Annotated in this window: 24 protein-coding genes and 1 tRNA gene; 8 read left to right on the top strand and 17 right to left on the bottom strand. The window is 57.8% G+C overall.

Features of this window, described 5'->3' with window-relative positions; translation table 11 throughout:
- Positions 1–4 precede the first annotated feature (4 nt).
- The 7 genes from hscB to trmJ all read right to left on the bottom strand — a co-directional run bounded on the left by hscB (position 5) and on the right by trmJ (position 4,986).
- The gene (hscB, locus tag HX875_RS26200) at positions 5–526 is read right to left on the bottom strand and encodes a co-chaperone HscB (protein ID WP_008438289.1); all 522 of its coding nucleotides are present in this window, start codon (positions 524–526) and stop codon (positions 5–7) included.
- A gap of 8 nt (positions 527–534) precedes the next feature.
- Positions 535–858 carry an iron-sulfur cluster assembly protein IscA gene (iscA, locus tag HX875_RS26205; protein ID WP_003209680.1) on the bottom strand — a complete coding sequence of 108 codons (324 nt, stop codon included), beginning with the start codon at positions 856–858 and terminating at the stop codon, positions 535–537.
- A 27-nt stretch (positions 859–885) separates the two neighbouring features.
- Positions 886–1,272: a Fe-S cluster assembly scaffold IscU gene (gene iscU / locus HX875_RS26210; protein WP_003209682.1), complete on the bottom strand. Its 387-nt coding sequence runs from the start codon at positions 1,270–1,272 to the stop codon at positions 886–888.
- Positions 1,273–1,374: 102 nt separating this feature from the next.
- Positions 1,375–2,589 (bottom strand): IscS subfamily cysteine desulfurase, encoded by a 1,215-nt coding sequence (locus HX875_RS26215; protein ID WP_008438290.1) that lies wholly within the window; start codon positions 2,587–2,589, stop codon positions 1,375–1,377.
- Between the two features lie 50 nt (positions 2,590–2,639).
- Positions 2,640–3,131 carry a Fe-S cluster assembly transcriptional regulator IscR gene (gene iscR, locus HX875_RS26220; RefSeq protein WP_003210305.1) on the bottom strand — a complete coding sequence of 164 codons (492 nt, stop codon included), beginning with the start codon at positions 3,129–3,131 and terminating at the stop codon, positions 2,640–2,642.
- A 299-nt stretch (positions 3,132–3,430) separates the two neighbouring features.
- On the bottom strand, positions 3,431–4,213 hold the full coding sequence (gene cysE, locus HX875_RS26225) for a serine O-acetyltransferase (protein ID WP_177047064.1): 783 nt from the start codon (positions 4,211–4,213) through the stop codon (positions 3,431–3,433).
- Between the two features lie 2 nt (positions 4,214–4,215).
- Positions 4,216–4,986 carry a tRNA (cytosine(32)/uridine(32)-2'-O)-methyltransferase TrmJ gene (trmJ, locus tag HX875_RS26230; RefSeq protein WP_003210307.1) on the bottom strand — a complete coding sequence of 257 codons (771 nt, stop codon included), beginning with the start codon at positions 4,984–4,986 and terminating at the stop codon, positions 4,216–4,218.
- Between the two features lie 145 nt (positions 4,987–5,131).
- On the opposite strand from trmJ, the gene suhB reads away from it, so the two are divergent.
- Complete coding sequence (suhB, locus tag HX875_RS26235) at positions 5,132–5,947, top strand: type III secretion system regulator SuhB (protein WP_003175971.1); 816 nt, start codon at positions 5,132–5,134, stop codon at positions 5,945–5,947.
- 51 nt (positions 5,948–5,998) lie between these two features.
- Here the strand turns inward: suhB and HX875_RS26240 are convergent, their stop codons facing one another.
- The 6 genes from HX875_RS26240 to queA form a co-directional block, all read right to left on the bottom strand.
- On the bottom strand, positions 5,999–6,547 hold the full coding sequence (locus HX875_RS26240) for a glycine zipper 2TM domain-containing protein (protein WP_003210309.1): 549 nt from the start codon (positions 6,545–6,547) through the stop codon (positions 5,999–6,001).
- 123 nt (positions 6,548–6,670) lie between these two features.
- On the bottom strand, positions 6,671–7,585 hold the full coding sequence (gene secF / locus HX875_RS26245; RefSeq protein WP_003210311.1) for a protein translocase subunit SecF: 915 nt from the start codon (positions 7,583–7,585) through the stop codon (positions 6,671–6,673).
- Positions 7,586–7,594: 9 nt separating this feature from the next.
- On the bottom strand, positions 7,595–9,463 hold the full coding sequence (secD, locus tag HX875_RS26250) for a protein translocase subunit SecD (RefSeq protein ID WP_010176872.1): 1,869 nt from the start codon (positions 9,461–9,463) through the stop codon (positions 7,595–7,597).
- 62 nt (positions 9,464–9,525) lie between these two features.
- The gene (yajC, locus tag HX875_RS26255) at positions 9,526–9,864 is read right to left on the bottom strand and encodes a preprotein translocase subunit YajC (protein ID WP_076017553.1); all 339 of its coding nucleotides are present in this window, start codon (positions 9,862–9,864) and stop codon (positions 9,526–9,528) included.
- A 43-nt stretch (positions 9,865–9,907) separates the two neighbouring features.
- On the bottom strand, positions 9,908–11,023 hold the full coding sequence (tgt, locus tag HX875_RS26260; RefSeq protein ID WP_010176873.1) for a tRNA guanosine(34) transglycosylase Tgt: 1,116 nt from the start codon (positions 11,021–11,023) through the stop codon (positions 9,908–9,910).
- A gap of 5 nt (positions 11,024–11,028) precedes the next feature.
- A complete protein-coding gene (queA, locus tag HX875_RS26265; protein ID WP_177047065.1) occupies positions 11,029–12,078 on the bottom strand; it encodes a tRNA preQ1(34) S-adenosylmethionine ribosyltransferase-isomerase QueA in 1,050 nt (349 codons plus the stop codon).
- 108 nt (positions 12,079–12,186) lie between these two features.
- On the opposite strand from queA, the gene HX875_RS26270 reads away from it, so the two are divergent.
- The 3 genes from HX875_RS26270 to HX875_RS26280 all read left to right on the top strand — a co-directional run bounded on the left by HX875_RS26270 (position 12,187) and on the right by HX875_RS26280 (position 13,426).
- A tRNA-Leu gene (locus HX875_RS26270) sits at positions 12,187–12,271 on the top strand.
- Positions 12,272–12,365: 94 nt separating this feature from the next.
- The gene (locus HX875_RS26275) at positions 12,366–12,695 is read left to right on the top strand and encodes a hypothetical protein (RefSeq protein WP_177047067.1); all 330 of its coding nucleotides are present in this window, start codon (positions 12,366–12,368) and stop codon (positions 12,693–12,695) included.
- 110 nt (positions 12,696–12,805) lie between these two features.
- Positions 12,806–13,426 (top strand): LysE family translocator, encoded by a 621-nt coding sequence (locus HX875_RS26280; RefSeq protein WP_177047069.1) that lies wholly within the window; start codon positions 12,806–12,808, stop codon positions 13,424–13,426.
- A gap of 42 nt (positions 13,427–13,468) precedes the next feature.
- Here the strand turns inward: HX875_RS26280 and HX875_RS26285 are convergent, their stop codons facing one another.
- Positions 13,469–14,104 carry a LysE family translocator gene (locus HX875_RS26285; RefSeq protein WP_177047071.1) on the bottom strand — a complete coding sequence of 212 codons (636 nt, stop codon included), beginning with the start codon at positions 14,102–14,104 and terminating at the stop codon, positions 13,469–13,471.
- Positions 14,105–14,261: 157 nt separating this feature from the next.
- On the opposite strand from HX875_RS26285, the gene HX875_RS26290 reads away from it, so the two are divergent.
- Positions 14,262–14,630 carry a PH domain-containing protein gene (locus HX875_RS26290; RefSeq protein WP_003210321.1) on the top strand — a complete coding sequence of 123 codons (369 nt, stop codon included), beginning with the start codon at positions 14,262–14,264 and terminating at the stop codon, positions 14,628–14,630.
- Positions 14,631–14,734: 104 nt separating this feature from the next.
- Here HX875_RS26290 and HX875_RS26295 read toward each other — a convergent pair whose 3' ends face one another.
- Positions 14,735–16,489, bottom strand: a complete 1,755-nt coding sequence (locus tag HX875_RS26295) for a hypothetical protein (RefSeq protein WP_177047073.1) — start codon at positions 16,487–16,489, stop codon at positions 14,735–14,737.
- A 256-nt stretch (positions 16,490–16,745) separates the two neighbouring features.
- Here HX875_RS26295 and HX875_RS26300 point away from each other — a divergent pair, with 256 nt between their 5' ends.
- From HX875_RS26300 to HX875_RS26310, 3 genes are read left to right on the top strand one after another with little or no spacing between them, the layout of a single operon-like run.
- Entirely contained in the window at positions 16,746–17,900 is a 1,155-nt protein-coding gene (locus HX875_RS26300) for an S-type pyocin domain-containing protein (RefSeq protein WP_177047075.1), read from the top strand.
- Between the two features lie 6 nt (positions 17,901–17,906).
- A complete protein-coding gene (locus tag HX875_RS26305) occupies positions 17,907–18,161 on the top strand; it encodes a colicin E3-like toxin immunity protein (protein ID WP_177047077.1) in 255 nt (84 codons plus the stop codon).
- 55 nt (positions 18,162–18,216) lie between these two features.
- Complete coding sequence (locus HX875_RS26310; protein ID WP_177047079.1) at positions 18,217–18,840, top strand: DUF3916 domain-containing protein; 624 nt, start codon at positions 18,217–18,219, stop codon at positions 18,838–18,840.
- A 38-nt stretch (positions 18,841–18,878) separates the two neighbouring features.
- Here HX875_RS26310 and HX875_RS26315 read toward each other — a convergent pair whose 3' ends face one another.
- Both HX875_RS26315 and HX875_RS26320 read right to left on the bottom strand, forming a co-directional pair.
- Positions 18,879–20,252, bottom strand: a complete 1,374-nt coding sequence (locus tag HX875_RS26315) for a sensor histidine kinase (RefSeq protein ID WP_177047081.1) — start codon at positions 20,250–20,252, stop codon at positions 18,879–18,881.
- Positions 20,249–20,911 carry a response regulator gene (locus HX875_RS26320; RefSeq protein ID WP_177047083.1) on the bottom strand — a complete coding sequence of 221 codons (663 nt, stop codon included), beginning with the start codon at positions 20,909–20,911 and terminating at the stop codon, positions 20,249–20,251. The genes HX875_RS26315 and HX875_RS26320 overlap by 4 nt, the downstream gene beginning before the upstream one ends.
- Positions 20,912–20,962 lie beyond the last annotated feature (51 nt).

Here is a 20,962-nt window from a genome sequence, read left to right on the forward strand (position 1 = left end):
TGGGTTAATCGTCGAGGCGCTCTTCTAACTGGCGCACTTCGTAGGTGAGCTTGTCGAGGAACTGCATGCGCCGCATCAGGCGCTCGGCCTGCTCACGTTGCGCTGCATCATCCCAACAGGCTGCGAAGCTTTCGTTGAGTTCATCCTGGGCCACTTTCAGACGACGCTTGAAGACTGCGACACCGGCCAGATCGGCCTCGTCCTGCAGCTCTTCGAGTTCTTCGCGCCATTGCATCTGCTGCATCAGGAAATCAGGGTCCTGGACCGTGACTTCAAGCGGCAGCTCGCGACCGCCCATGGCGAGCAGGTAACGCGCGCGCTTGGGAGGGTTCTTGAGCGTCTGATAGGCTTCGTTGAGGCTGGCTGATTGCTCCAGCGCCAGGCGCTGCTCACGCTCGGAAGCGTCAGCGAAGCGGTCCGGATGCACCCCACGCGCCAGTTCACGGTAGCGCGTGGCAAGCTGTTCAAGGTCCAGCCGAAAACTCGGCTGCAGCTCGAACAAAGCGAAATGACAAGGAGTACCCACAATCAGCCTCAGATGTTGAAGCTTTCGCCGCAGCCACATTCACCGCGTACGTTGGGGTTGTTGAACTTGAAGCCTTCGTTCAACCCTTCCTTGACGAAATCGAGTTCGGTGCCGTCCAGGTAGGTCAGGCTTTTCGGGTCGATGATCACTTTCTCGCCGTGACTTTCGAACACCTGATCTTCCTCAACCACCTCGTCGACGAACTCCAGCACGTAGGCAAGGCCGGAACAGCCCGTGGTGCGAACACCCAGACGAATCCCCTCACCTTTGCCGCGCCCATTCAGGGAACGGCGAATGTGCTGCGCAGCCGCTTCTGTCATGCTGATAGCCATCGTGACTCCTTACTCGTCGCCAAATGCTTAGATCAAGCCTTTCTTCTGCTTGTAGTCGCGAACAGCCGCCTTGATGGCGTCTTCTGCGAGTACCGAGCAGTGGATTTTCACTGGCGGCAGGGCCAGTTCTTCGGCCAGCTGGGTGTTGCTGATAGTCACAGCCTCATCCAGAGTCTTGCCTTTCATCCATTCGGTCGCCAGGGAGCTGGAGGCGATGGCCGAACCGCAACCGTAAGTCTTGAACTTGGCGTCTTCGATAACGCCAGCTTCGTTGACCTTGATCTGCAGACGCATAACGTCGCCGCACGCCGGAGCGCCGACCATGCCGGTGCCGACATCAGGGTCTTCCGCGTTCATCTTGCCGACGTTGCGCGGGTTTTCGTAGTGGTCGATGACCTTTTCGCTGTAAGCCATGGTACTGAATCCTCACTCATCAGGGCCGCTCTGGAACCCTGTAAACACGCCTGCGTTTTCCGCCACGTCTTTACAGAGCCTTTTGGGTGGCGGCTTCTATAGTTAGTGTGCCGCCCACTCGATCTTGGAAATGTCGACACCGTCCTTGTACATGTCCCACAGCGGGGACAAGGTACGCAGCTTGGTGACGGCCTCGCAGACTTTCTGCGCGGCGTAGTCGACTTCTTCTTCGGTGGTGAAACGGCCGAACGTAAAGCGGATCGAGCTGTGAGCCAGTTCGTCGTTGCGGCCCAGGGCGCGCAGGACGTAGGACGGCTCAAGGGAAGCCGAGGTGCAGGCCGAACCGGACGAAACCGCCAGATCCTTGAGCGCCATGATCAGCGACTCGCCTTCGACGTAGTTGAAGCTCAAATTCAGGTTGTGCGGTACACGGGCGGTCATGCTGCCGTTGATGTACAGCTCTTCAAGGTGCTCGACCTGCTTGTAGAAGCGATCGCTCAGGGCCTTGATGCGCACGTTTTCGGCAGCCATGTCTTCCTTGGCTACACGGAATGCTTCGCCGATGCCGACGATCTGGTGGGTCGCCAGGGTGCCGGAACGCATGCCGCGCTCGTGACCGCCGCCGTGCATGGTGGCTTCGATACGCACGCGTGGCTTGCGGCTCACGTAGAGCGCGCCAATGCCTTTAGGGCCGTAGGTCTTGTGGGCAGAGAACGACATCAGGTCGACCTTCAGTTTCGACAGGTCGATGTCGACCTTGCCGGTGGACTGAGCGGCGTCGACGTGCAGCAACACGCCCTTGGAGCGGGTCAACTCGCCGATGGCGGCGATGTCGTTGATGGTGCCGATTTCGTTGTTCACGTGGATCACGGAAACCAGGATGGTGTCTTCACGCATCGCTGCTTCGATCATCGCCGGGGTCACGATACCGTCGGTGGTTGGCTCGAGGTAGGTGACCTCAAAACCTTCACGTTCCAGTTGGCGCATGGTGTCGAGGACAGCCTTGTGCTCAATCTTGGTGGTGATCAGGTGTTTGCCTTTGGTCGCGTAGAAATGCGCCGCACCCTTGATTGCCAGGTTGTCGGACTCGGTGGCACCGGAGGTCCAGACGATTTCACGTGGGTCGGCATTCACCAGGTCAGCGACCTGGCGACGAGCGTTTTCCACGGCCTCTTCAGCTTTCCAGCCGAACACGTGGGAACGGGACGCCGGGTTGCCGAAGTTTCCGTCAACCAGCAGGCATTCGCTCATCTTTTGCGCGACACGCGGATCAACCGGGGTGGTCGCTGAGTAATCAAGGTAAATCGGCAATTTCATGGACTTTCTCCTAAATCAGGCTGGCTGGCGTGCCGTTAGCTCTTCGGCTGTCACTCGACGGCGGACGCTTCAATCTTGTCCAGACGCGGCGCCTTTGTATTGCAACGGCGCTGGTCCTGACGCTGGGCTACTTCTTGTACCTCACGGCGAGTCACAAGATCAGCCAAGCTGATACCACTCAAAAACTCATGGATCTGCAGGCTCAGGTCACACCACAAGTGGTGCGTCAGGCAGGTGTCGCCGGCGTGGCAATCACCCAGGCCCTGGCATTTGGTGGCATCGACGGATTCGTTCACCGCGTCGATCACCTGGGCTACCTGGATGCCCTGCATGTCGCGGGACAGTTGATAGCCGCCGCCTGGACCACGAACACTGGAAACCAGATTGCTGCGGCGCAACTTGGCGAACAACTGCTCGAGGTAGGACAGGGAAATGCCTTGGCGCTCGGAGATATCGGCCAGGGACACCGGCCCATTTTGCGCGTGCAAGGCCAGGTCAAGCATGGCGGTCACCGCGTATCGGCCTTTTGTAGTCAGTCTCATGGACAAGTACCAAGGTGTTTCAGAATGGGAGCAAGTATGCGATTCCCGAGTATTTAAGTCAACTATAAGACCTAGTACTTTAGTCAGGAATACCCGCAAAAAGGGCGCGCGAATAATAGCAGGGCGCAGGCGAATGGAACAGCGGGAACAGGGTCAAGCCCCCAACCTCAAGACCAATGGAGCTCAAATGTGGGAGCTGACTTGCCTGCGATAGCGGTGTGCCAGCCAGCCTATCCGGTACTGACTTGCCGCCATCGCAGGCAAGCCAGCTCCCACAGGGATCGCGACCGGCTCAAGAGTCAGCCGGCTTTGGTAGCGCTTTCGCTCTTGATCTCGGCGAAGTCTTCGGTGCGCAGCTCAGGCAGGTCCTTGGCGCAGTAGTTGCTGCCGAGGTCTTTCAGGGCGCCGCACATGCCATCCAGCTTGCCATCCACCGCTTGCAGGTGGTCGAGCAACTGGCCGATGGCACGCGCCACCGGGTCGGGCATGTCTTCGCTGACACCGTAAGCATCGAAACCAATCTTCTCGGCCATGGCCTTGCGCTTGGCTTCCTGCTCATCACCGACTTGCGGCTTGACGATGATCCGCCCCGGAATACCGACAACCGTTGCGCCAGGCGGCACGGCCTTGGTCACCACAGCGTTGGAACCGACCTTGGCACCCGCACCGACGGTAAACGGACCGAGCACCTTGGCGCCCGCCCCTACCACCACGCCATCTTCCAGTGTCGGGTGGCGCTTGCCCTTGTTCCAGGTGGTACCGCCCAGGGTGACACCCTGATACAGAGTCACGTCATCGCCAATCTCGGCAGTTTCACCAATAACGATGCCCATGCCGTGGTCGATAAAGAAGCGACGACCGACCTTGGCGCCCGGATGAATCTCGATCCCGGTCAACCAGCGACCAAAGTTCGACACCAGCCGAGCCAGCCATTTCCAGCCCATATTCCACAAGGCGCCGGACAGGCGATGGATCCAGATCGCGTGCATGCCCGGGTAGCAGGTCAGCACTTCAAAGGCGTTGCGCGCCGCCGGGTCACGGTGGAAAACACTCTGGATATCTTCTCGCAAACGCTCGAACATTTTTAATCCTTCCGCTTAAGAAGCTCGCCACGGGCCGCTTTCTGGGTTTCCGTGAGGATGCCACGCAATATATTCATTTCCGCCCGGCTGACCGAGCTGCGCCCGTATAGCCGGCGCAGGCGCGCCATCAAGTGCCGCGGCTTTTCCGGATCGAGAAACTCGATGGCCACCAGGGTTTGCTCCAGGTGCTCATAGAAGCGCTCCAACTCGTCCATGGTGGCCAGTTCGCCACTCTTGGTCGATGCAACCTCGTCCTTCTCTACCTTGCTCGGCTGGCCTTCTGCAGCCAGCCAGGCCATGCGTACTTCATAACTCAACACCTGCACCGCTGCCCCGAGGTTCAGCGAACTGAATTCCGGGTCTGATGGAATGTGCACGTGATAATGACATCGCTGCAGCTCTTCATTGGTCAGGCCGGAGTCTTCACGACCGAATACCAAGGCGATTTCAGCGCCGCCGGCAGCCTCTTCCACGACCTTGGTCCCGCATTCGCGAGGATCCAGAAGTGGCCAGGGGATGCGACGGTCGCGAGCGCTGGTGCCGAGCACCAGATTGCAGCCAACCAGGGCGTCCTCCAGAGTGGCGACGACCTGGGCTTTTTCGAGGATGTCATTGGCGCCAGACGCGCGGGCATCGGCCTCGTGGTGCGGAAACACACGCGGCTCGACCAGCACCAGGCGCGTCAGCCCCATGTTCTTCATGGCTCGCGCCACCCCGCCGATATTGCCGGGATGACTGGTATTGACGAGGACGACACGGATGTTTTGCAGCAAGGGAGGCGCTCTCGGACACGGGAAAGGGGAGCAAATCTTACAGAACAGCCTAAGGTTATGCCATGAAAGGTAACGTCGTCCTTCACCTGAAGAAAGTTTCTGCTAGAATGCTCGGCTTTCTTTAACAACCTTAGGTGACACATCCATGCAGCCCATGCTGAATATCGCGCTGCGCGCCGCCCGCAGCGCCAGTGAATTGATCTTCCGCTCCATCGAGCGCCTGGATACCATCAAGGTCGACGAAAAAGACGCCAAGGATTACGTATCCGAGGTGGATCGCGCCGCCGAGCAGAAAATCATCGACGCGCTGCGCAAGGCCTACCCTACCCACGGCATCCTCGGTGAAGAAACCGGCCTGCACAAAGGTAGCGGCGAAGGCGAAGACTACCTGTGGATCATCGACCCACTGGATGGCACCACCAACTTCCTGCGCGGCATCCCGCACTTTGCCGTGAGCATTGCCTGCAAATACCGTGGCCGCCTGGAACACGCCGTTGTGCTGGACCCGGTTCGCCAGGAAGAATTCACTGCAAGCCGTGGCCGTGGCGCCCAACTGAACGGTCGCCGCCTGCGTGTCAGCGGTCGCACCAGCCTCGACGGCGCCCTGCTGGGTACCGGCTTCCCGTTCCGTGATGACCAGATGGACAACCTGGAAAACTACCTGGGCATGTTCCGCGCCCTGGTTGGCCAGACCGCCGGCATCCGCCGCGCCGGTGCAGCCAGCCTGGACCTGGCCTATGTGGCTGCCGGTCGTTTTGATGCGTTCTGGGAGTCGGGCCTGTCCGAGTGGGACATGGCGGCAGGCGCACTGCTGATTCAAGAAGCCGGCGGCCTGGTGAGCGACTTCACCGGTGGTCACGACTTCCTTGAGAAAGGCCACGTGGTTGCTGGCAACACCAAATGCTTCAAGGCAGTACTGACGGCGATCCAGCCGCACCTGCCGGCTTCGCTGAAGCGCTAAGCGAGCGAGCACAAAAAAGCACCCCTAGGGGTGCTTTTTTTATACCTGAAATTACTGCTGCGGCTGGTTCTGACCAATAACCAGACGCCCTTCCTTGTCGACCGGGATCTGGTTACCAGGATCGCGATCCATGCGCACAGAGCCTTCCTTGCCGTCCAGGGTGTAACGCACGTCGTACCCGACAACCTTGTCGCTGATGTCGTTAACGGTGTTACAACGGGTTTGCGTGGTGGTGTAGGTATCGCGGTTCTGCATGCCTTCCTGAACCTTGTTACCGGCATAACCGCCACCGACCGCACCGGCCACCGTGGCCAGCTTCTTGCCATTACCGCCGCCGACCTGGTTACCCAATAGGCCGCCCGCCAGCGCACCGACCACCGTACCGACGATCTGATGCTGATCCTGCACAGGCTTCTGCCGGGTTACCGCAACGTCCTTGCAGACCTCACGCGGGGTTTTAATCTGGGTTTTCACCGGCTGCACCGCCAGCACTTGCGCATACTCAGGGCCGCTTTTTACCAGGCTGTAGGTGGCAACAGCACCCCCGGCAGTCACACCGACAGCACCCAATACCGCACCAACCAGTAACGACTTGTTCACGTGAACCTCCTGACCATCACAAACGGACCGAACGATCCGCGCTATACCCAGCCTTGGAGCAAAAAAAAAGGCGCGAGTTCAATACTCGCGCCTTATTTGTAACAGCAGATCAACAATCGCCCATCAAGGGCGGTCGTCGACCTCCTTGCCGGTGCTGGCAGGAGGGATCAGGTCTTCGCTGTTGAGGTTCAGCCAGATCAGTACCACGTTGGCGATGTAGATCGAGGAGTAGGTACCCGCCAGTACGCCGATGAACAGCGACAGCGAGAAGCCCCACAGGTTGTCGCCACCGAACACCATCAGTGCGGCAATCGCCAGCAAGGTGGAGATCGAGGTCGCCATGGTGCGCAGCAGGGTCTGGGTGGTGGAGATGTTGATGTTCTCGATCAACGTCGCCTTGCGCAGTACCCGGAAGTTCTCACGAACCCGGTCGAATACCACGATAGTGTCGTTGAGGGAGTAACCAATGATCGCCAGCACCGCCGCCAATACCGTCAGGTCGAAGGTGATCTGGAAGTAGGCCAGGATGCCCACGGTCACGATCACGTCGTGGATCAGCGACACAATGGCGCCGACACCGAACTTCCACTGAAAGCGGAAAGCCAGGTAGATCATGATGCCGACCAGCGCCATCAGCATGCCGAGGCCGCCCTGGTCGCGCAGCTCTTCACCCACTTGCGGGCCCACGAACTCGACGCGCTTGACCGACGCAGGGTTGTCACCGCCGACCTTCTGCAAGGCCTCGGCTACCTGGTGACCCAGTTGCGGGTCTTCGCCGGGCATCCGCACCAGCAGGTCGGTGGTTGCACCAAAGCTCTGCACGATGGCTTCGTGATAGCCGGCCTTGACCAGCTCGTTGCGCACCAGGCTAACGTCGGCCGGCTTCTCGTAGGTCAGCTCGATGAGCGTACCGCCGGTGAAGTCCAGACCGTAGTTCAGGCCCTTATGGAACCAGCTGAACAACGCCAGAACGGTAAGGAGCATGGTGAAGCCGAACGCAACGTTGCGAACGCCCATGAAGTTGATTGTACGTAACATGGCAGCCCCTTAAATCCACAACTTCTTGAAGTCACGTCCGCCAAAGATCAGGTTGACCATTGCGCGGGTCACCATGATGGCCGTGAACATCGAGGTAAAGATACCGAGGGACATGGTCACCGCAAAACCTTTGACCGGGCCGGTGCCCATGGCAAAGAGAATCCCGCCGACCAACAGAGTGGTCAGGTTGGAGTCGAGAATCGCGGTAAATGCCCGGCCGAAGCCTTCGTTGATTGCCCGCTGCACGGTCATGCCCGCCGCGATCTCTTCACGAATCCGCGAGAAGATCAGTACGTTGGCGTCCACCGCCATACCCATGGTGAGTACGATACCGGCGATACCCGGCAGGGTCAGCGTTGCACCCAGCAGCGACATCAGGGCCAGCAGCATCACCATGTTGCCCGCCAGCGCGACGGTGGCGATGATGCCGAAGAAGCGGTAGATGGCGATGATGAACAGGGAAACGAACAGCATGCCCCACAGCGCAGCGTCGATACCCTTGGTGATGTTGTCAGCACCCAGGCTCGGGCCGATGGTACGTTCTTCAGCGAAGTACATCGGGGCCGCCAGGCCACCGGCACGCAGCAGCAGCGCCAGTTCGGACGACTCACCCTGGCCGTTCAGGCCAGTGATGCGGAATTGAGCACCCAGCGGCGACTGGATGGTCGCGAGGCTGATGATCTTCTTCTCTTCTTTGAAGGTTTGTACCGGTACGTCTTTCTCGACGCCGTCGACCACTTGCTTGGTGTAGGTGGTGACAGGACGCTGTTCGATGAAGATCACCGCCATGCTGCGACCGACGTTGCTGCGGGTTGCGCGGCTCATCAGTTCGCCGCCGTGGCCATCCAGGCGGATGTTCACTTCAGGCGTGCCGTGCTCGCCGAAACCGGCCTTGGCGTCGGTCACCTGGTCACCGGTGATGATCAAGCCACGCTCGATCAGTGCAGGTGGACGGTTGCCTTCACGGAACTCGAATTCTTCGGCAGTGGCGCGGGTAGCACCCGGCTCAGCTGCCAGACGGAATTCCAGGTTGGCTGTTTTACCCAGGATACGCTTGGCTTCAGCAGTGTCCTGCACGCCCGGCAGTTCAACCACGATGCGGTTGGCACCCTGGCGCTGAACGATCGGCTCGGCCACACCCAGCTCGTTGACGCGGTTACGTACCGTGGTCAAGTTCTGCTTGATGGAGTATTCACGGATTTCCGCCAGCTTGGCCGGGGTCATCGCCAGACGCAGTACCGCCTGACCATTGAGGTCGGCCGGAACAATGTCGAAATCGTTGAAGTTCTTGCGGATCAGTGCACGGGCCTGTTCGCGGGTTGCTTCGTCAGCAAAGCCCAGCTGGATAGCGCCGTTGAGCTGCGGCAGGCTGCGATAACGCAGGCGCTCTTTACGCAGCAGGCTCTTCACATCGCCTTCGTAGACTTTCAGGCGAGCGTCGAGGGCCTTGTCCATGTCCACTTCCAGCAGGAAGTGCACACCACCGGACAAGTCCAGACCCAGCTTCATCGGGTGTGCGCCAATCGCGCGCAGCCATTTTGGCGTGGTCTGTGCCAGGTTCAGCGCGACGACATAGTCATCACCCATGACCTTGCGCACAACATCTTTGGCCGGCAATTGGTCTTCTTGCTTGGTCAGGCGCAACAAGCCGCCCTTCGCATCAGCAGCCAAACTTGCCGCTTTAACCTGGATACCCGCGTCGGTGAGCGCTTTGCTCGCACGGTCCAGATCAGCCTGATTGACCTGCAGCGCAGTGCTGGCGCCAGTGATCTGGATCGCCGGGTCATCAGGATAGAGATTGGGAGCGGAATAAATAAAACCGATCGCCAGCACCGCCAGGATCAGTACGTATTTCCACAGAGGGTATTTGTTCAGCATCACGCCGCCCGCTTATAACGCGGGGCGCCTTGCGCGCCCCGTCGATTGGTAAAGGTTGTTACTCAGATCGCTTTGAGCGTGCCTTTTGGCAGCGTGGCGGCGATGGCGCCCTTCTGGAACTTCATTTCTACGGTGTCGGAGACTTCCAGAACCACGAAAGCGTCGGACACTTTGGTGATTTTGCCGGCGATGCCGCCGGTGGTCACGACTTCGTCACCTTTCTGCAAGCTGCCCAGCAGGTTCTTCTGCTCTTTGGCGCGCTTGGCCTGTGGACGCCAGATCATCAGGTAGAAGATGACCAGGAAGCCGACCAGGAAAATCCACTCAAAACCACCGCCCAACGGGCCGGCAGCGGCCGGTGCAGCGGCATCAGCCATGGCATTAGAGATAAAAAAGCTCATTTAGCACTCCAGTTGCAAATAGTGAATCTTAGGGTCGGAAAACTCAGTCCAAGGGCGGCACAGGCAGCCCGCGCTTGGCATAGAAGGCATCGACGAAGGCGGCCAATGTACCCTGTTGAATAGCCTCGCGCAAACCAGCCATCAGGACTTGGTAGTGACGCAAATTGTGGATGGTATTCAACATGCTACCCAGCATTTCCCCGCACTTGTCCAGATGATGCAGATAAGCGCGCGAGAAGTTCTGGCAGGTGTAGCAATCACAGGTGGGATCCAGCGGCGATTCATCATGGCGATGGAACGCGTTACGGATCTTCAGCACGCCTGTATCGATGAACAGATGCCCATTGCGGGCATTACGGGTTGGCATCACGCAATCGAACATGTCCACACCGCGGCGCACACCCTCTACGAGATCTTCCGGTTTGCCAACGCCCATAAGGTAACGAGGTTTGTCAGCCGGCATCAGGCCCGGCAGGTAGTCCAGCACCTTGATCATCTCGTGCTTGGGCTCGCCCACCGACAGACCGCCGATGGCCAGGCCGTCGAAGCCGATCTTGTCGAGGCCTTCCAGGGAGCGCTTGCGCAAGCTTTCATGCATGCCGCCCTGCACGATACCGAACAGTGCAGCGGTGTTATCGCCATGGGCATTCTTCGAACGCTGGGCCCAACGCAACGACAGCTCCATCGAGACCCGTGCCACATCTTCATCGGCCGGGTACGGCGTGCATTCGTCGAAAATCATCACGATGTCGGAGCCCAGGTCGCGCTGGACCTGCATCGACTCTTCCGGCCCCATGAACACCTTGGCGCCGTCCACCGGGGAGGCGAAGGTCACACCCTCCTCCTTGATCTTGCGCATGGCGCCCAGGCTGAACACCTGGAAACCACCGGAGTCGGTCAGGATCGGGCCTTTCCACTGCATGAAGTCGTGCAGGTCACCGTGCTTCTTGATCACTTCGGTGCCAGGGCGCAGCCACAGGTGGAAGGTGTTGCCCAGGATGATCTCGGCGCCGGTGGCAACGATATCCCGTGGCAGCATGCCCTTTACGGTGCCGTAGGTACCGACCGGCATAAAGGCCGGGGTCTCGACGGTACCGCGAGGGAACGTCAAACGGCCGCGGCGAGCTTTACCATCCGTGGCCAGCAATTCAAACGACATACGACTCATGATTGTTCCTCTGGGCCGCGCGGCGCCGGATTACGGGTGATAAACATCGCATCACCGTAGCTGAAAAAACGGTATCCATGCTCGATGGCGGCTTTATAGGCGGCCATGGCTTCGGGATAACCCGCGAAGGCCGACACCAGCATCAAGAGCGTGGATTCCGGCAAATGGAAATTGGTGACCAGGCAATCGACCACATGGAACGGCCGGCCCGGGTAGATAAAGATATCGGTGTCGCCACTGAACGGCTTGAGCACGCCATCGCGCGCCGCGCTTTCCAGCGAACGCACGCTGGTGGTACCGACCGCCACCACACGCCCGCCGCGCGCCTTGCACGCATTGACCGCATCCACCACTTCCTGGCTGACTTCCAGCCATTCGCTGTGCATGTGATGGTCTTCGATGTTATCCACACGCACCGGCTGAAACGTGCCGGCCCCCACGTGCAGGGTCACAAAGGCCGACTCGATGCCCTTGGCGGCAATCGCATCCAGCAGCGGCTGATCGAAATGCAGCCCCGCCGTCGGTGCAGCCACCGCGCCCAGGCGCTCGGAATACACCGTCTGATAGCGCTCGCGGTCCGAGTCTTCGTCCGGGCGGTCTATATAAGGAGGCAACGGCATGTGGCCGACACGCTCAAGAAGTGGCAACACTTCCTCGGCAAACCCAAGCTCGAACAACGCATCGTGACGGGCGAGCATCTCAGCTTCGCCACCGCCATCGATAAGGATCTTCGAACCCGGTTTCGGCGACTTGCTGGAGCGCACATGGGCCAGCACGCGATGGCTGTCCAGCACCCGCTCCACCAGAATTTCCAGCTTGCCGCCGGACGCTTTCTGGCCGAAAAGGCGAGCCGGAATCACCCGGGTATTGTTGAAAACCATCAAGTCGCCCGGGCGTAAATGCTCAAGCAAATCAGTGAATTGACGGTGTGCGAGGGCACCACTGACCCCGTCCAGGGTCAGCAGTCGACTGGCGCGACGCTCGGCCAAAGGATGGCGAGCGATCAGCGAATCAGGGAGCTCAAAAGTAAAGTCAGCAACGCGCATGATGGGGTTCGTCTAGCAGGGCCGGGAAGTCTAGCGGAAATAGTGAAAATTGACCATGAAACGTGATTGACCAACGGTAATCTCATCTCTATACTTCGCCGCCATTGAGCCCTGATGGCGGAATTGGTAGACGCGGCGGATTCAAAATCCGTTTTCGAAAGGAGTGGGAGTTCGAGTCTCCCTCGGGGCACCATCTTAAAAAAAGACCTTGAAATTCAAGGTCTTTTTTTTCGCCTGCAGGAAAGTGATGATCAGCGGGCGAACTCGAGAAAAGAGGAACCTTGGCCATGGAACTGACGCTGGAAGCTGTAGCGCTTTTTGCTCTCAAGCTGGTGCATGAGACCGAAGGCGCGAGCCCGATTCTGCGGGACGACCTGGTCATGGACGGCTATGAGCGGGAAGTGTTTGGCTTGCTGGTGCGCAATGGCGATATCAATGCCATCCAACAGAAGATCGACGAATGCCTGGCGTTGGCCCTCGAAGCCCTGGGCGGTGCGAACACCGTGATGGGCCGCGAGCTGCAACGGCTTGCGGCGGATGTGCGCCAAGCGACGACACTGGAAGCACTCAATGCCCCGCTCAACGCGCTCAAGGATTACCTGAAAGCGATCCTGTAAAGCGGTCGACTTTTTGTGCACATCAAAAATACTGCCCTTGCCTTTTCAGATACCAGAGACCGGCCAGCGTAAGTTATCTTGGGTTCCGTCCAAACGCCTGAGCACTTTCAATGAACGCCCCCACGCTTATCCTCTACACCTCAAGCTGCTTGATTGGCGCGCTGATTCCTGGCCCGACGTCCCTCTTGGCGATGTCCAACGGGGCAACTCGAAATATTCGCAAGGTTGCCGTCGGCATGGCGGGCACCGCCCTGTCGGATATTTTGGTGATTGCCGCCGTAGGCCTCGGCCTTGGCGCGATGCTAATGGCATCGCATGAACTGTTTGTGGTGCTGAAATGGATAGGCGTTTGTTATTTGGCATGGCTGGGCGTGCAGCTTTGGCGCAGCAACCCGCCGGCCCTCAACGAGTCAAGAATCGATACCCGTGTAGCCACCGGCGAAGTGTTCTGGCGCAGTTTTTCTGTGGCCATGACAAACCCCAAGGTGTTGTTGTTCTTCACGGCGTTTCTGCCTCAGTTTATTGATCCGAGCGAGCCGACTCTTCCTCAATACGCTGCGCTGGCGGTCATCTCCGCCGGAGTGGATGTAGCCGTGATGGCGCTTTACGCCACCGGCGGCGGGCAAGCAGCAAAAATTCTTACCCGAACCGGGATGAAGCGCTTGAATCGATGCTGCGGGGCCGCCATGTTGTCACTGGCAGGATTTCTGGCGCTGTACCGCAAGGCCTGACTGACGCCGGTCCCTGAGCGCCCCCAGGGATCGGACCAGGACTTACCGCCGCCCTTCCACCGCCATGCGCACGGCCAGCCCCATCAGCACCGACCCCATCAACCAGCGCTGTACGGTTTGCCAGACCGGTTTGCGGATGAAAAATCCGGCGATCGAGCCCGCCATAAGAGCGATCAGCCCGTTGACGCTCACACTGATCATGATCTGCGTAAAACCCAGCATCAGGGATTGCGAGAGCACGCTGGCGTGCCCGTTGGGGTCGATAAACTGAGGCAGCAACGACAGATACATCACCGCCACTTTGGGATTCAGCAGGTTGGTGACAAAACCCATCATGAACAGCTTGCGCGGGCTGTCCTTGGGCAAATCCCGCACCTGGAACGGCGAGCGACCACCCGGCTTGACCGCCTGCCAGGCGAGGTACACCAGGTACAACGCCCCGCCGAGCCGCAGCGCGTCATAAGCGTAAGGAACCGCCATCACCAACGCCGTGATGCCCAATGCCGCGCAGAACATATAGACGACAAAACCCATCGCAACGCCGCCCAGGGAAATCAATCCGGCCACTCGGCCCTGGCAGATCGACCGCGAAATGAGGTAAATCATGTTCGGGCCGGGCGTCAGCACCATACCAAGAGAGATCAGGCCGTAGGCAAGCAGGCTGGACAGTTCGGGCATGGTGTGGCTCCTTGACGAGGTAAAACTTTGTAATGGCCGGCGGGTTGTTGGCGCCATGGTAGGGCGATAAAAGGAACGCCGTTAGATACAGATCTGCGAGCAAAACGTCATACACAGGCACCGGCGTTTACCGCACCACTCACCCAAGGAAAGGCACATGATCGACTTCAACAACAAAGGCTTCTTCAAGCTCAAGCAAAACAACGAGTACGCCGAACGCGTATCGTCGTTGCTGCTGGATGATGAGCAGGTCATCGACTCCTACAAGGCCATGCGCGACGGCGTGGTGTTCACCACCAAGCGCATCATTGCCGTGAACGTGCAAGGGATTACCGGCAGCAAGAAAGACTTCACGTCCCTGCCATACAAAAACATCGTCGCGTATTCGGTGGAAACGTCCGGGACGTTTGATCTGGATTCGGAGTTGGAGATTTACTTTTCGGCGGTGGGGAAAGTGAAGTTCGAGTTCACGGGGAAGACGTCGATTGTGGAGATATCGAGGGTGATTTCCAGGCATGTACTCTGAACCAATGCCCCGCTCAGGACTACCTAAAAAAAATTAATGAAGGAGCCAGCCTTAATCTTGATTGGGCGTAAACAATAACGCCCACTCAGGCCGCCCCCTGGATGTCACAACAGTTTGCAGATCACGTCCAGTTCATCAAAAACAAAGCGTGTATTAGCCCTGCAATAGACATCATAGTGCTCGGTCATCTGCGTTCCACTCTGCGACTGGTTGAAGTAAGCATCTACCATCTCCTGAGGCCGATGCATCCGTGGCTTGCTCAACACTCGTTCTTCGGTAATGTGTTGATCTTTTCGAACCTGCACCCGCCCGTCACGTAGAATGTTCCGAAGCAGATTCCACTCATAAAAGAAGATACCATCCAGCTCATAAAAATTCAGGAACGGGATATTGTGCAACAACACGAAGTGACTATTACCCGCATGAGCACCGGCCAGGCCATGCTGGCTCAGTTTCTGGCGAATACTCTCATCGCAGATATTATCCCTGAGCACGGCCAGCTGCCTTACAAAGCCGGTACGAAAATTAGCATTTAGAAATAGCTGGCACTGCTCCGAAAGATAGGTTGGAATTTCCGACAACTGATATTTAACTTGAATAAAGTAATAAATATCCTCCTCGACATCCCGAACTATCAAATCAATATCATAACCCTTGATTTTCGCATTATTGCCGGGCTTGAACTCCCCAAATACTTCCAGGCGCGGATCGTTGAGTTTTTTTATGTAATTTAAAACGTAGTCTTTTTCGAAGCCGGCTCCGAGCAACTGACCAAAGTCCGCCTCTTTGCCGTTGACGGTTGCCGTACCCAGCAAATACCTGACGAACTTTCTCAACCCGTACTTAAAGTTTAGTGCTCCCCGCACATACATGCCGCCCTTGTATTCTATGAAACTGCTGGCGGAGTCCAACGTTGGTGCGCGTCCGGCCAAGGCACTATTGATCATATCCACCGTGGCAGGACTGACAATAGTCCTAAGGTAAGCTTCCTCGGTTGTACGTTCACCCAACATTACACGCAGCTCCAGGTGAACAGCAAAATCGACTATTTCTCGCAAGTAATTATACTTGGGATGCCGGATCATGGCCGCGGACAAGTATTCCGAATGTATAGAGAGGCATTTATCGAGAGTCTGACGTATCAAAAGCCCACGCAAATCCGGATTCAAGCGGCCATGTTTCTGCAACAGTTCCGCCATATCATATAGTGTGCGTGTATCACTTATTTTAGAATTAGCCTCAGTGACCTCTGCCAACCAATACCCCTTGATCCGTCGCTGCAGTTTCGCGGTAGGCACAATGTGAAGAGTGCTCCCAACCAACCTGGCTGTCAGAAGTCCATGACCAATAAGAAAATAGATTTCACTGAGGTAATAACACAACCACAAGTTGGCATTTTTCAAGATGGATAAGTTATGGACGGCCCGCAGCTGCAGGTTTTCGGCAATCCTGTTGCACGTATATTCAAGCGCCGCCCATGTGTAAGCTTTACTAAAGTCAGCGTACGTATCACTTCCCGGCGCTGATGACACACCATGACCTGCAGGCGCTACCTCAATCCTGAAATAGCGGCTCAGTTGATCTGTGAACCGGTGCACCGTATTAGGGTTGAGCGGTGTGTTGTCTTCGAATAGATACTGCGGCAGCGATTGTCGGGCCTGTTCCAGGTTTGCCTGAAGTTTCTCCCAGAGTATTGACTGAACCTGTTCGGGGCAAATCAACCGACGCAGTGCGGGTATTTTGTAGAGCATTCGGCTGCGCCAATTGAGGCGTTTGCCAGCTGGAGGGAGGGCAGTCGTGTTCGCCATAGGGTTATGCAAAAAGGCGAGTAGTTGCGGGTCTACATCTTCATAAATCATCAACTGACGTCCTGTCTAATTTCCACGGAGGGCCGGCACTCGCCTCATCCCTAATCGTTTATGGGGCACGACCGTAGCATATCGACACACCGGTTTTTCGACGCCTGAACGCGAACTGGAAGCTTCCTACACTTGATTAGGAGGTGAGCACCCATTCAGAAAGTGAGTTTTCCTACGCACACCATCGAACAACGAGAATTTCAGGTTCTTCTTAGCTCTCATAGGCTCGCTTCCTTGCACAGGGAAGTGAGTCGTCATGACAGAGCGCGCGTATCCGATTACCGAAGAAGAACAGTTGAAGCGGCGAATTCTGACGCCGCAGCCTAAGCAGATTCCGTATTCACCGTTCATTGATTTGTATAAAGCGCCTCCTGCGCCATCGCCTGAACCTACAAGGATTCCAGGCCATGTGTTCGCCAAGTCCTGCCAACTACCCGACGGGATCATCAGCTACAACAACCCCACCGGTTATGTGCCGCTTGAGCAGATCAAGGACTACGGCCACTTCACGCTGCTAGGCGGGCGCGAGGTGGATAGCCACGGCGGTGTGGCCCTAAGGAAAATCAGTGGTAGTGCCCTACCCTTGGGGCTTGGCCAGCTTGTGCTGCGTACAGCGGTATTGGAGTCCGCGGCTACAGCAGTCGGTGCCGCAGCCGGGAGTTTGCTTGCAGGGCTGGTGGCGCTGGCCTGGCCGTCGGAGCTTGGCGACAGTGCGCTCTATAGCGAAGAGCAGCTTCGTCACCTGCAAAAAGCCCGCTCTCGGATGCGTTTGCATATCGAGCAACGCGCCGATGGGACGCTCAAGGGGTATGGGTTTTATACCGGCAAAAATGCCGACTGGCAGATGATCGATGTAGTGCAGTTTCAGAGTCGTGACAGTCAGTTCGTGGCGGATCTCGGCGAGGGAGTTGAGCTGATTTGGACGCCGGCCATTGATCCTGGCGACACCCTTGGCATTCCCGCATTGGAGGCTGCACCGCAAGCACCGGTGATGTGGATCTATCCGCCGACTGAGGCGGCCGAGCAGATTCTGGTGAATCCGATTTACCCGCCAGAGTACCGGGATTTTATTCTGGTGTTTCCGGTGGAGTCGGGGGTTAGGCCACTGTATGTGGTGGTCAGCGTTAGGGCGGGGGATCACAAATACCATTCCGCTCCCGACACAGACGAAATCACCGGTTTCCTAAACCTGAGCAAAGCAAAACCCAAGACCCCAAAGCAAGGTGGGGCAGGGCTTAGAGAGCGTTGGATTGATGACAAAGGACGGATAATTTACGAGTGGGACTCGCAGCACGGCGAGCTAGAGGCGTATAGAGCAAGCGATGGGAGTCATTTGGGGGCGTTCAACCACATAACTGGTGAACGGCTGAAAAAGCCTAAGAAAAAACGAAATATCAAAAAATTTTTGTGAGGCCATATGGGACTGAAATTAAGACTGGAATGGTTCGATAAGTCGACAGAGCTTGGTATAGGAACAGAACGCTCAGCAGACTTGGGCGAGGACTATGCCGTTGTCGACTCACTCGGGCTGTCCGTTGAAGACGACATTAACAACGGAATGTTCCAGCTGCGTGAAGAATGGCTCTTAACTATACAGCCGCTCTTCAGCCATAAAATTATCTCCTCGGAAAGCGACTACTTTCTTGCACTCGATTATAGAAAGTCCTGGTGATCAAAAATAAGCCCGGGCCTCACAAACAGAAGCAAACCCAGAGTACTCATATCCTATGCGTCGTCTTGCACTTTCAAACAAAAAACTCCGCAACATCCCCAGGCGCCTGCGCGCAATCAGCCGATGGGCAGACAGTTTCGAAGGCTGGTTTTTAGCAGACTTCCCGGTGAGGCGAGGATTTGAAAACTTCAAAATCCCCGTCATTGAAACCCTCGTAGAAGGCAAGCAAACCACCCCGGCGATCCAGGCACACTGCGCGCAGCAATTGATCAACGCCGCCGCTCACCTGATTCAAGCCCGGCCCGATGAAACACCTGAATGCTGGGTCGTAGCAGCCATTCTGGTGCCCGACATGTTCTCAAGCGAAGTCTGCGTTTACATCGACAAAAGCCGCTACCTCGGCTCTACCCTGCCCTTCGAATACGACTATTTTCGCCAAACCCGTATTACCGGCAGAAGCCTTGCTAATGAATGGGGTCTGATCGTCCCACCAGGCCTCCATGAGGTGGGTTTTCACTTCATCCACGAAGATGAGGACGGAGAACAGTTTGAATCAGAGCATTGGTATTTCGGCGAGGTTAGTTCATCGGATGAAGATCCGGGCGGCGATCGCTGGAAGTACAAGACGTTCAAAGCATTCCAGGCAGAGCATCCGCATTTATTCAGCACAGCAACATAGTCTTGCGGTAACCGCCGTGCTTCCAACGACGGCCTTTTTCAAACCGCTCCTTCGGTAAAACTCAACCGCGCACACAACCCACCCACCTCCCGGTTATACAACTCCAACCGCCCCCCAATCTTCCCCACGATCATCTGCACAATCGCCAACCCCAACCCTGCCCCATTCGCATTCCCTTGACTATAAAACCGCTCAAACAACCGCCCAATCTCCCCTTCATCAATCCCCGGCCCCTCGTCCTCCACACACAACTGCACCACTCCCGAATCTGCCACCCGCACCATCACCCTCACCTCACTCCCCGCCGGTGAGAAGTTCAGCGCATTGGTCACCAGGTTCTGCAGCGCAATCGCCAACGCTATCGGGTCTGTTTCAATCCAGCATTCCTCATCCCCTTCCAACACCAACTCAACGCCTTTCTCCATCGCCAGGGGCGTCAGTTCCGCAAGCTCTTCGCGTACCAACTCCGTCAGCGGCACGCGTACGCGAACGGTGTTGTTCAACTGCGGCTCGATGCGCGCCATGGTCAGCAGTTGGCTGCCAATGCGCGTCGCGCGGTCCACGCCGTTGACCAGAAAATCCAGCGCCTCTCGCCGCTGCTCCTCAGTCCCGGCGCTCTGGGCGTTCTGTGCATGAATGCGCAATATCGCCAACGGCGTGCGCAGTTCATGGGCCGCGTCCGCGATAAACCGTCGCTCGCGCTCCAGCAGGTCGTCTACCTGCACCAGCAAGCGGTTCAGCGCGGTTTGCATCGGTTCCAGGTCCGTGGGCAATGGCTCAAGTTGCAACGGCCGCAATGTCTCGCTGTCCCGCCCGCGTATCGCCTGGGCCATGGCGCGCAAGGGTTTGAGGCCCCAGCCGATGGTCAGCCAGATCAACAGCGCCAGCATTGGCACGCCAATCAGGATCGGCCAGAGGGTGTGGCGGATGATGCGCTGGATCACGTCCTGGCGAATGTCGTCACGCTCGCCCACCCAGATCAGCAGGCCTTGTTGCATATCGGCGAGCATGAACGCGCACCAGTCGTTGCCGTTATCCATCAGGTCATGCGCCCCGAGGGTGTCAGGCGGGGCGCTGAGGATCGGTGCGTCGGTGGAGCGCACCAGCAATTGGCCGTCGGTGCGCCATACCTGGAAGGTCAGGCGCGTTTCGTAGGGGTGCGCGGCGCCGTCTTCGCCGACGCGGCTCATGGCCTGGTCGAAGGCTTGGTAGAGGCGGTCCAAGTCAGCGTCGCCGGGGTCGCGCTGGCGCAGTACGCCTTGCAGCAAGCGGGCACTTTGGGCGAGTTGGGCGTCGTAGACTTCTTCGATTTCGTGATGACTGTCGCGCAGCACGAGCCAGCTGATCAGCCCATCCCCCAGCAGGATCAGTACCAGTACCGGGATGAGGATGCGTGCGCGGACCGAGTTCATGGCTTGAGTTCCACCACGTAGCCCACGCCGCGCACGGTGCGGATCAGTTCGGTGGAGAGCTTTTTGCGCAGGTTGTGGATAAGGACTTCGAGGGTGTTGCTTTCGACGCGGTCCTGCCAGCCGTAAAGCGCGCGGGACAGGCGTTCACGGGTGACGACTTTGCCGGGGCGCGCCATCAGCTGATGCAGCAGTTGATATTCCATCGGCGTGACCACGATGTCCTGGCCCTGGTAGCTGACCTGTTGGGTCGCTGGGTCCAGGCTCACTCCCGCATGTTCCAGCAACGGCTGCGCGCGGCCCTGGCTACGGCGCAGCAAGGCGCGCACGCGGGCCTTGAACTCTTCGACGTCAAAGGGTTTGACCAGGTAGTCGTCGGCGCCCGCATCCAGGCCGGCGATGCGTTCGGCGGTGTCGTCGCGGGCGGTGAGGATCATCACCGGCAGGTCGTATTGCTCGGCACGCAGGGTTTGCAGGAGTGTCAGGCCGTCGAGGCGCGGCAGGCCGAGGTCGAGCAGCAGCAGGTCGAAGCTTTCGCTGCGCAACGCATGCAGGGCACTGACGCCGTCTTGCAGCCAGTCCAAGGTGTAGCCTTCGGCGCTGAGGGCCACGCGAATCCCTTGGCCGAGGGCACGGTCATCTTCGACAAGGAGCAGGCGCATAGCTGATTCTCTGGAGTAACGGCGGCATGATGCCGTGTAACCGCCGAAGCT

The organism is Pseudomonas yamanorum, from assembly GCF_013386765.1.
GTDB classification, from domain to species: domain Bacteria; phylum Pseudomonadota; class Gammaproteobacteria; order Pseudomonadales; family Pseudomonadaceae; genus Aquipseudomonas; species Aquipseudomonas yamanorum_A.

Bases quoted from the DNA above. Each gene is read 5' to 3' on its own strand.
- iscA (WP_003209680.1), bottom strand. From the start codon at position 858: ATGGCTATCAGCATGACAGAAGCGGCTGCGCAGCACATTCGCCGTTCC.
- iscU (WP_003209682.1), bottom strand. From the start codon at position 1,272: ATGGCTTACAGCGAAAAGGTCATCGACCACTACGAAAACCCGCGCAAC.
- HX875_RS26215 (WP_008438290.1), bottom strand. From the start codon at position 2,589: ATGAAATTGCCGATTTACCTTGATTACTCAGCGACCACCCCGGTTGAT.
- iscR (WP_003210305.1), bottom strand. From the start codon at position 3,131: ATGAGACTGACTACAAAAGGCCGATACGCGGTGACCGCCATGCTTGAC.
- cysE (WP_177047064.1), bottom strand. From the start codon at position 4,213: ATGTTCGAGCGTTTGCGAGAAGATATCCAGAGTGTTTTCCACCGTGAC.
- suhB (WP_003175971.1), top strand. From the start codon at position 5,132: ATGCAGCCCATGCTGAATATCGCGCTGCGCGCCGCCCGCAGCGCCAGT.
- secF (WP_003210311.1), bottom strand. From the start codon at position 7,585: ATGTTACGTACAATCAACTTCATGGGCGTTCGCAACGTTGCGTTCGGC.
- secD (WP_010176872.1), bottom strand. From the start codon at position 9,463: ATGCTGAACAAATACCCTCTGTGGAAATACGTACTGATCCTGGCGGTG.
- yajC (WP_076017553.1), bottom strand. From the start codon at position 9,864: ATGAGCTTTTTTATCTCTAATGCCATGGCTGATGCCGCTGCACCGGCC.
- tgt (WP_010176873.1), bottom strand. From the start codon at position 11,023: ATGTCGTTTGAATTGCTGGCCACGGATGGTAAAGCTCGCCGCGGCCGT.
- queA (WP_177047065.1), bottom strand. From the start codon at position 12,078: ATGCGCGTTGCTGACTTTACTTTTGAGCTCCCTGATTCGCTGATCGCT.
- HX875_RS26275 (WP_177047067.1), top strand. From the start codon at position 12,366: ATGGAACTGACGCTGGAAGCTGTAGCGCTTTTTGCTCTCAAGCTGGTG.
- HX875_RS26280 (WP_177047069.1), top strand. From the start codon at position 12,806: ATGAACGCCCCCACGCTTATCCTCTACACCTCAAGCTGCTTGATTGGC.
- HX875_RS26285 (WP_177047071.1), bottom strand. From the start codon at position 14,104: ATGCCCGAACTGTCCAGCCTGCTTGCCTACGGCCTGATCTCTCTTGGT.
- HX875_RS26290 (WP_003210321.1), top strand. From the start codon at position 14,262: ATGATCGACTTCAACAACAAAGGCTTCTTCAAGCTCAAGCAAAACAAC.
- HX875_RS26295 (WP_177047073.1), bottom strand. From the start codon at position 16,489: ATGATTTATGAAGATGTAGACCCGCAACTACTCGCCTTTTTGCATAAC.
- HX875_RS26300 (WP_177047075.1), top strand. From the start codon at position 16,746: ATGACAGAGCGCGCGTATCCGATTACCGAAGAAGAACAGTTGAAGCGG.
- HX875_RS26305 (WP_177047077.1), top strand. From the start codon at position 17,907: ATGGGACTGAAATTAAGACTGGAATGGTTCGATAAGTCGACAGAGCTT.
- HX875_RS26310 (WP_177047079.1), top strand. From the start codon at position 18,217: ATGCGTCGTCTTGCACTTTCAAACAAAAAACTCCGCAACATCCCCAGG.
- HX875_RS26315 (WP_177047081.1), bottom strand. From the start codon at position 20,252: ATGAACTCGGTCCGCGCACGCATCCTCATCCCGGTACTGGTACTGATC.
- HX875_RS26320 (WP_177047083.1), bottom strand. From the start codon at position 20,911: ATGCGCCTGCTCCTTGTCGAAGATGACCGTGCCCTCGGCCAAGGGATT.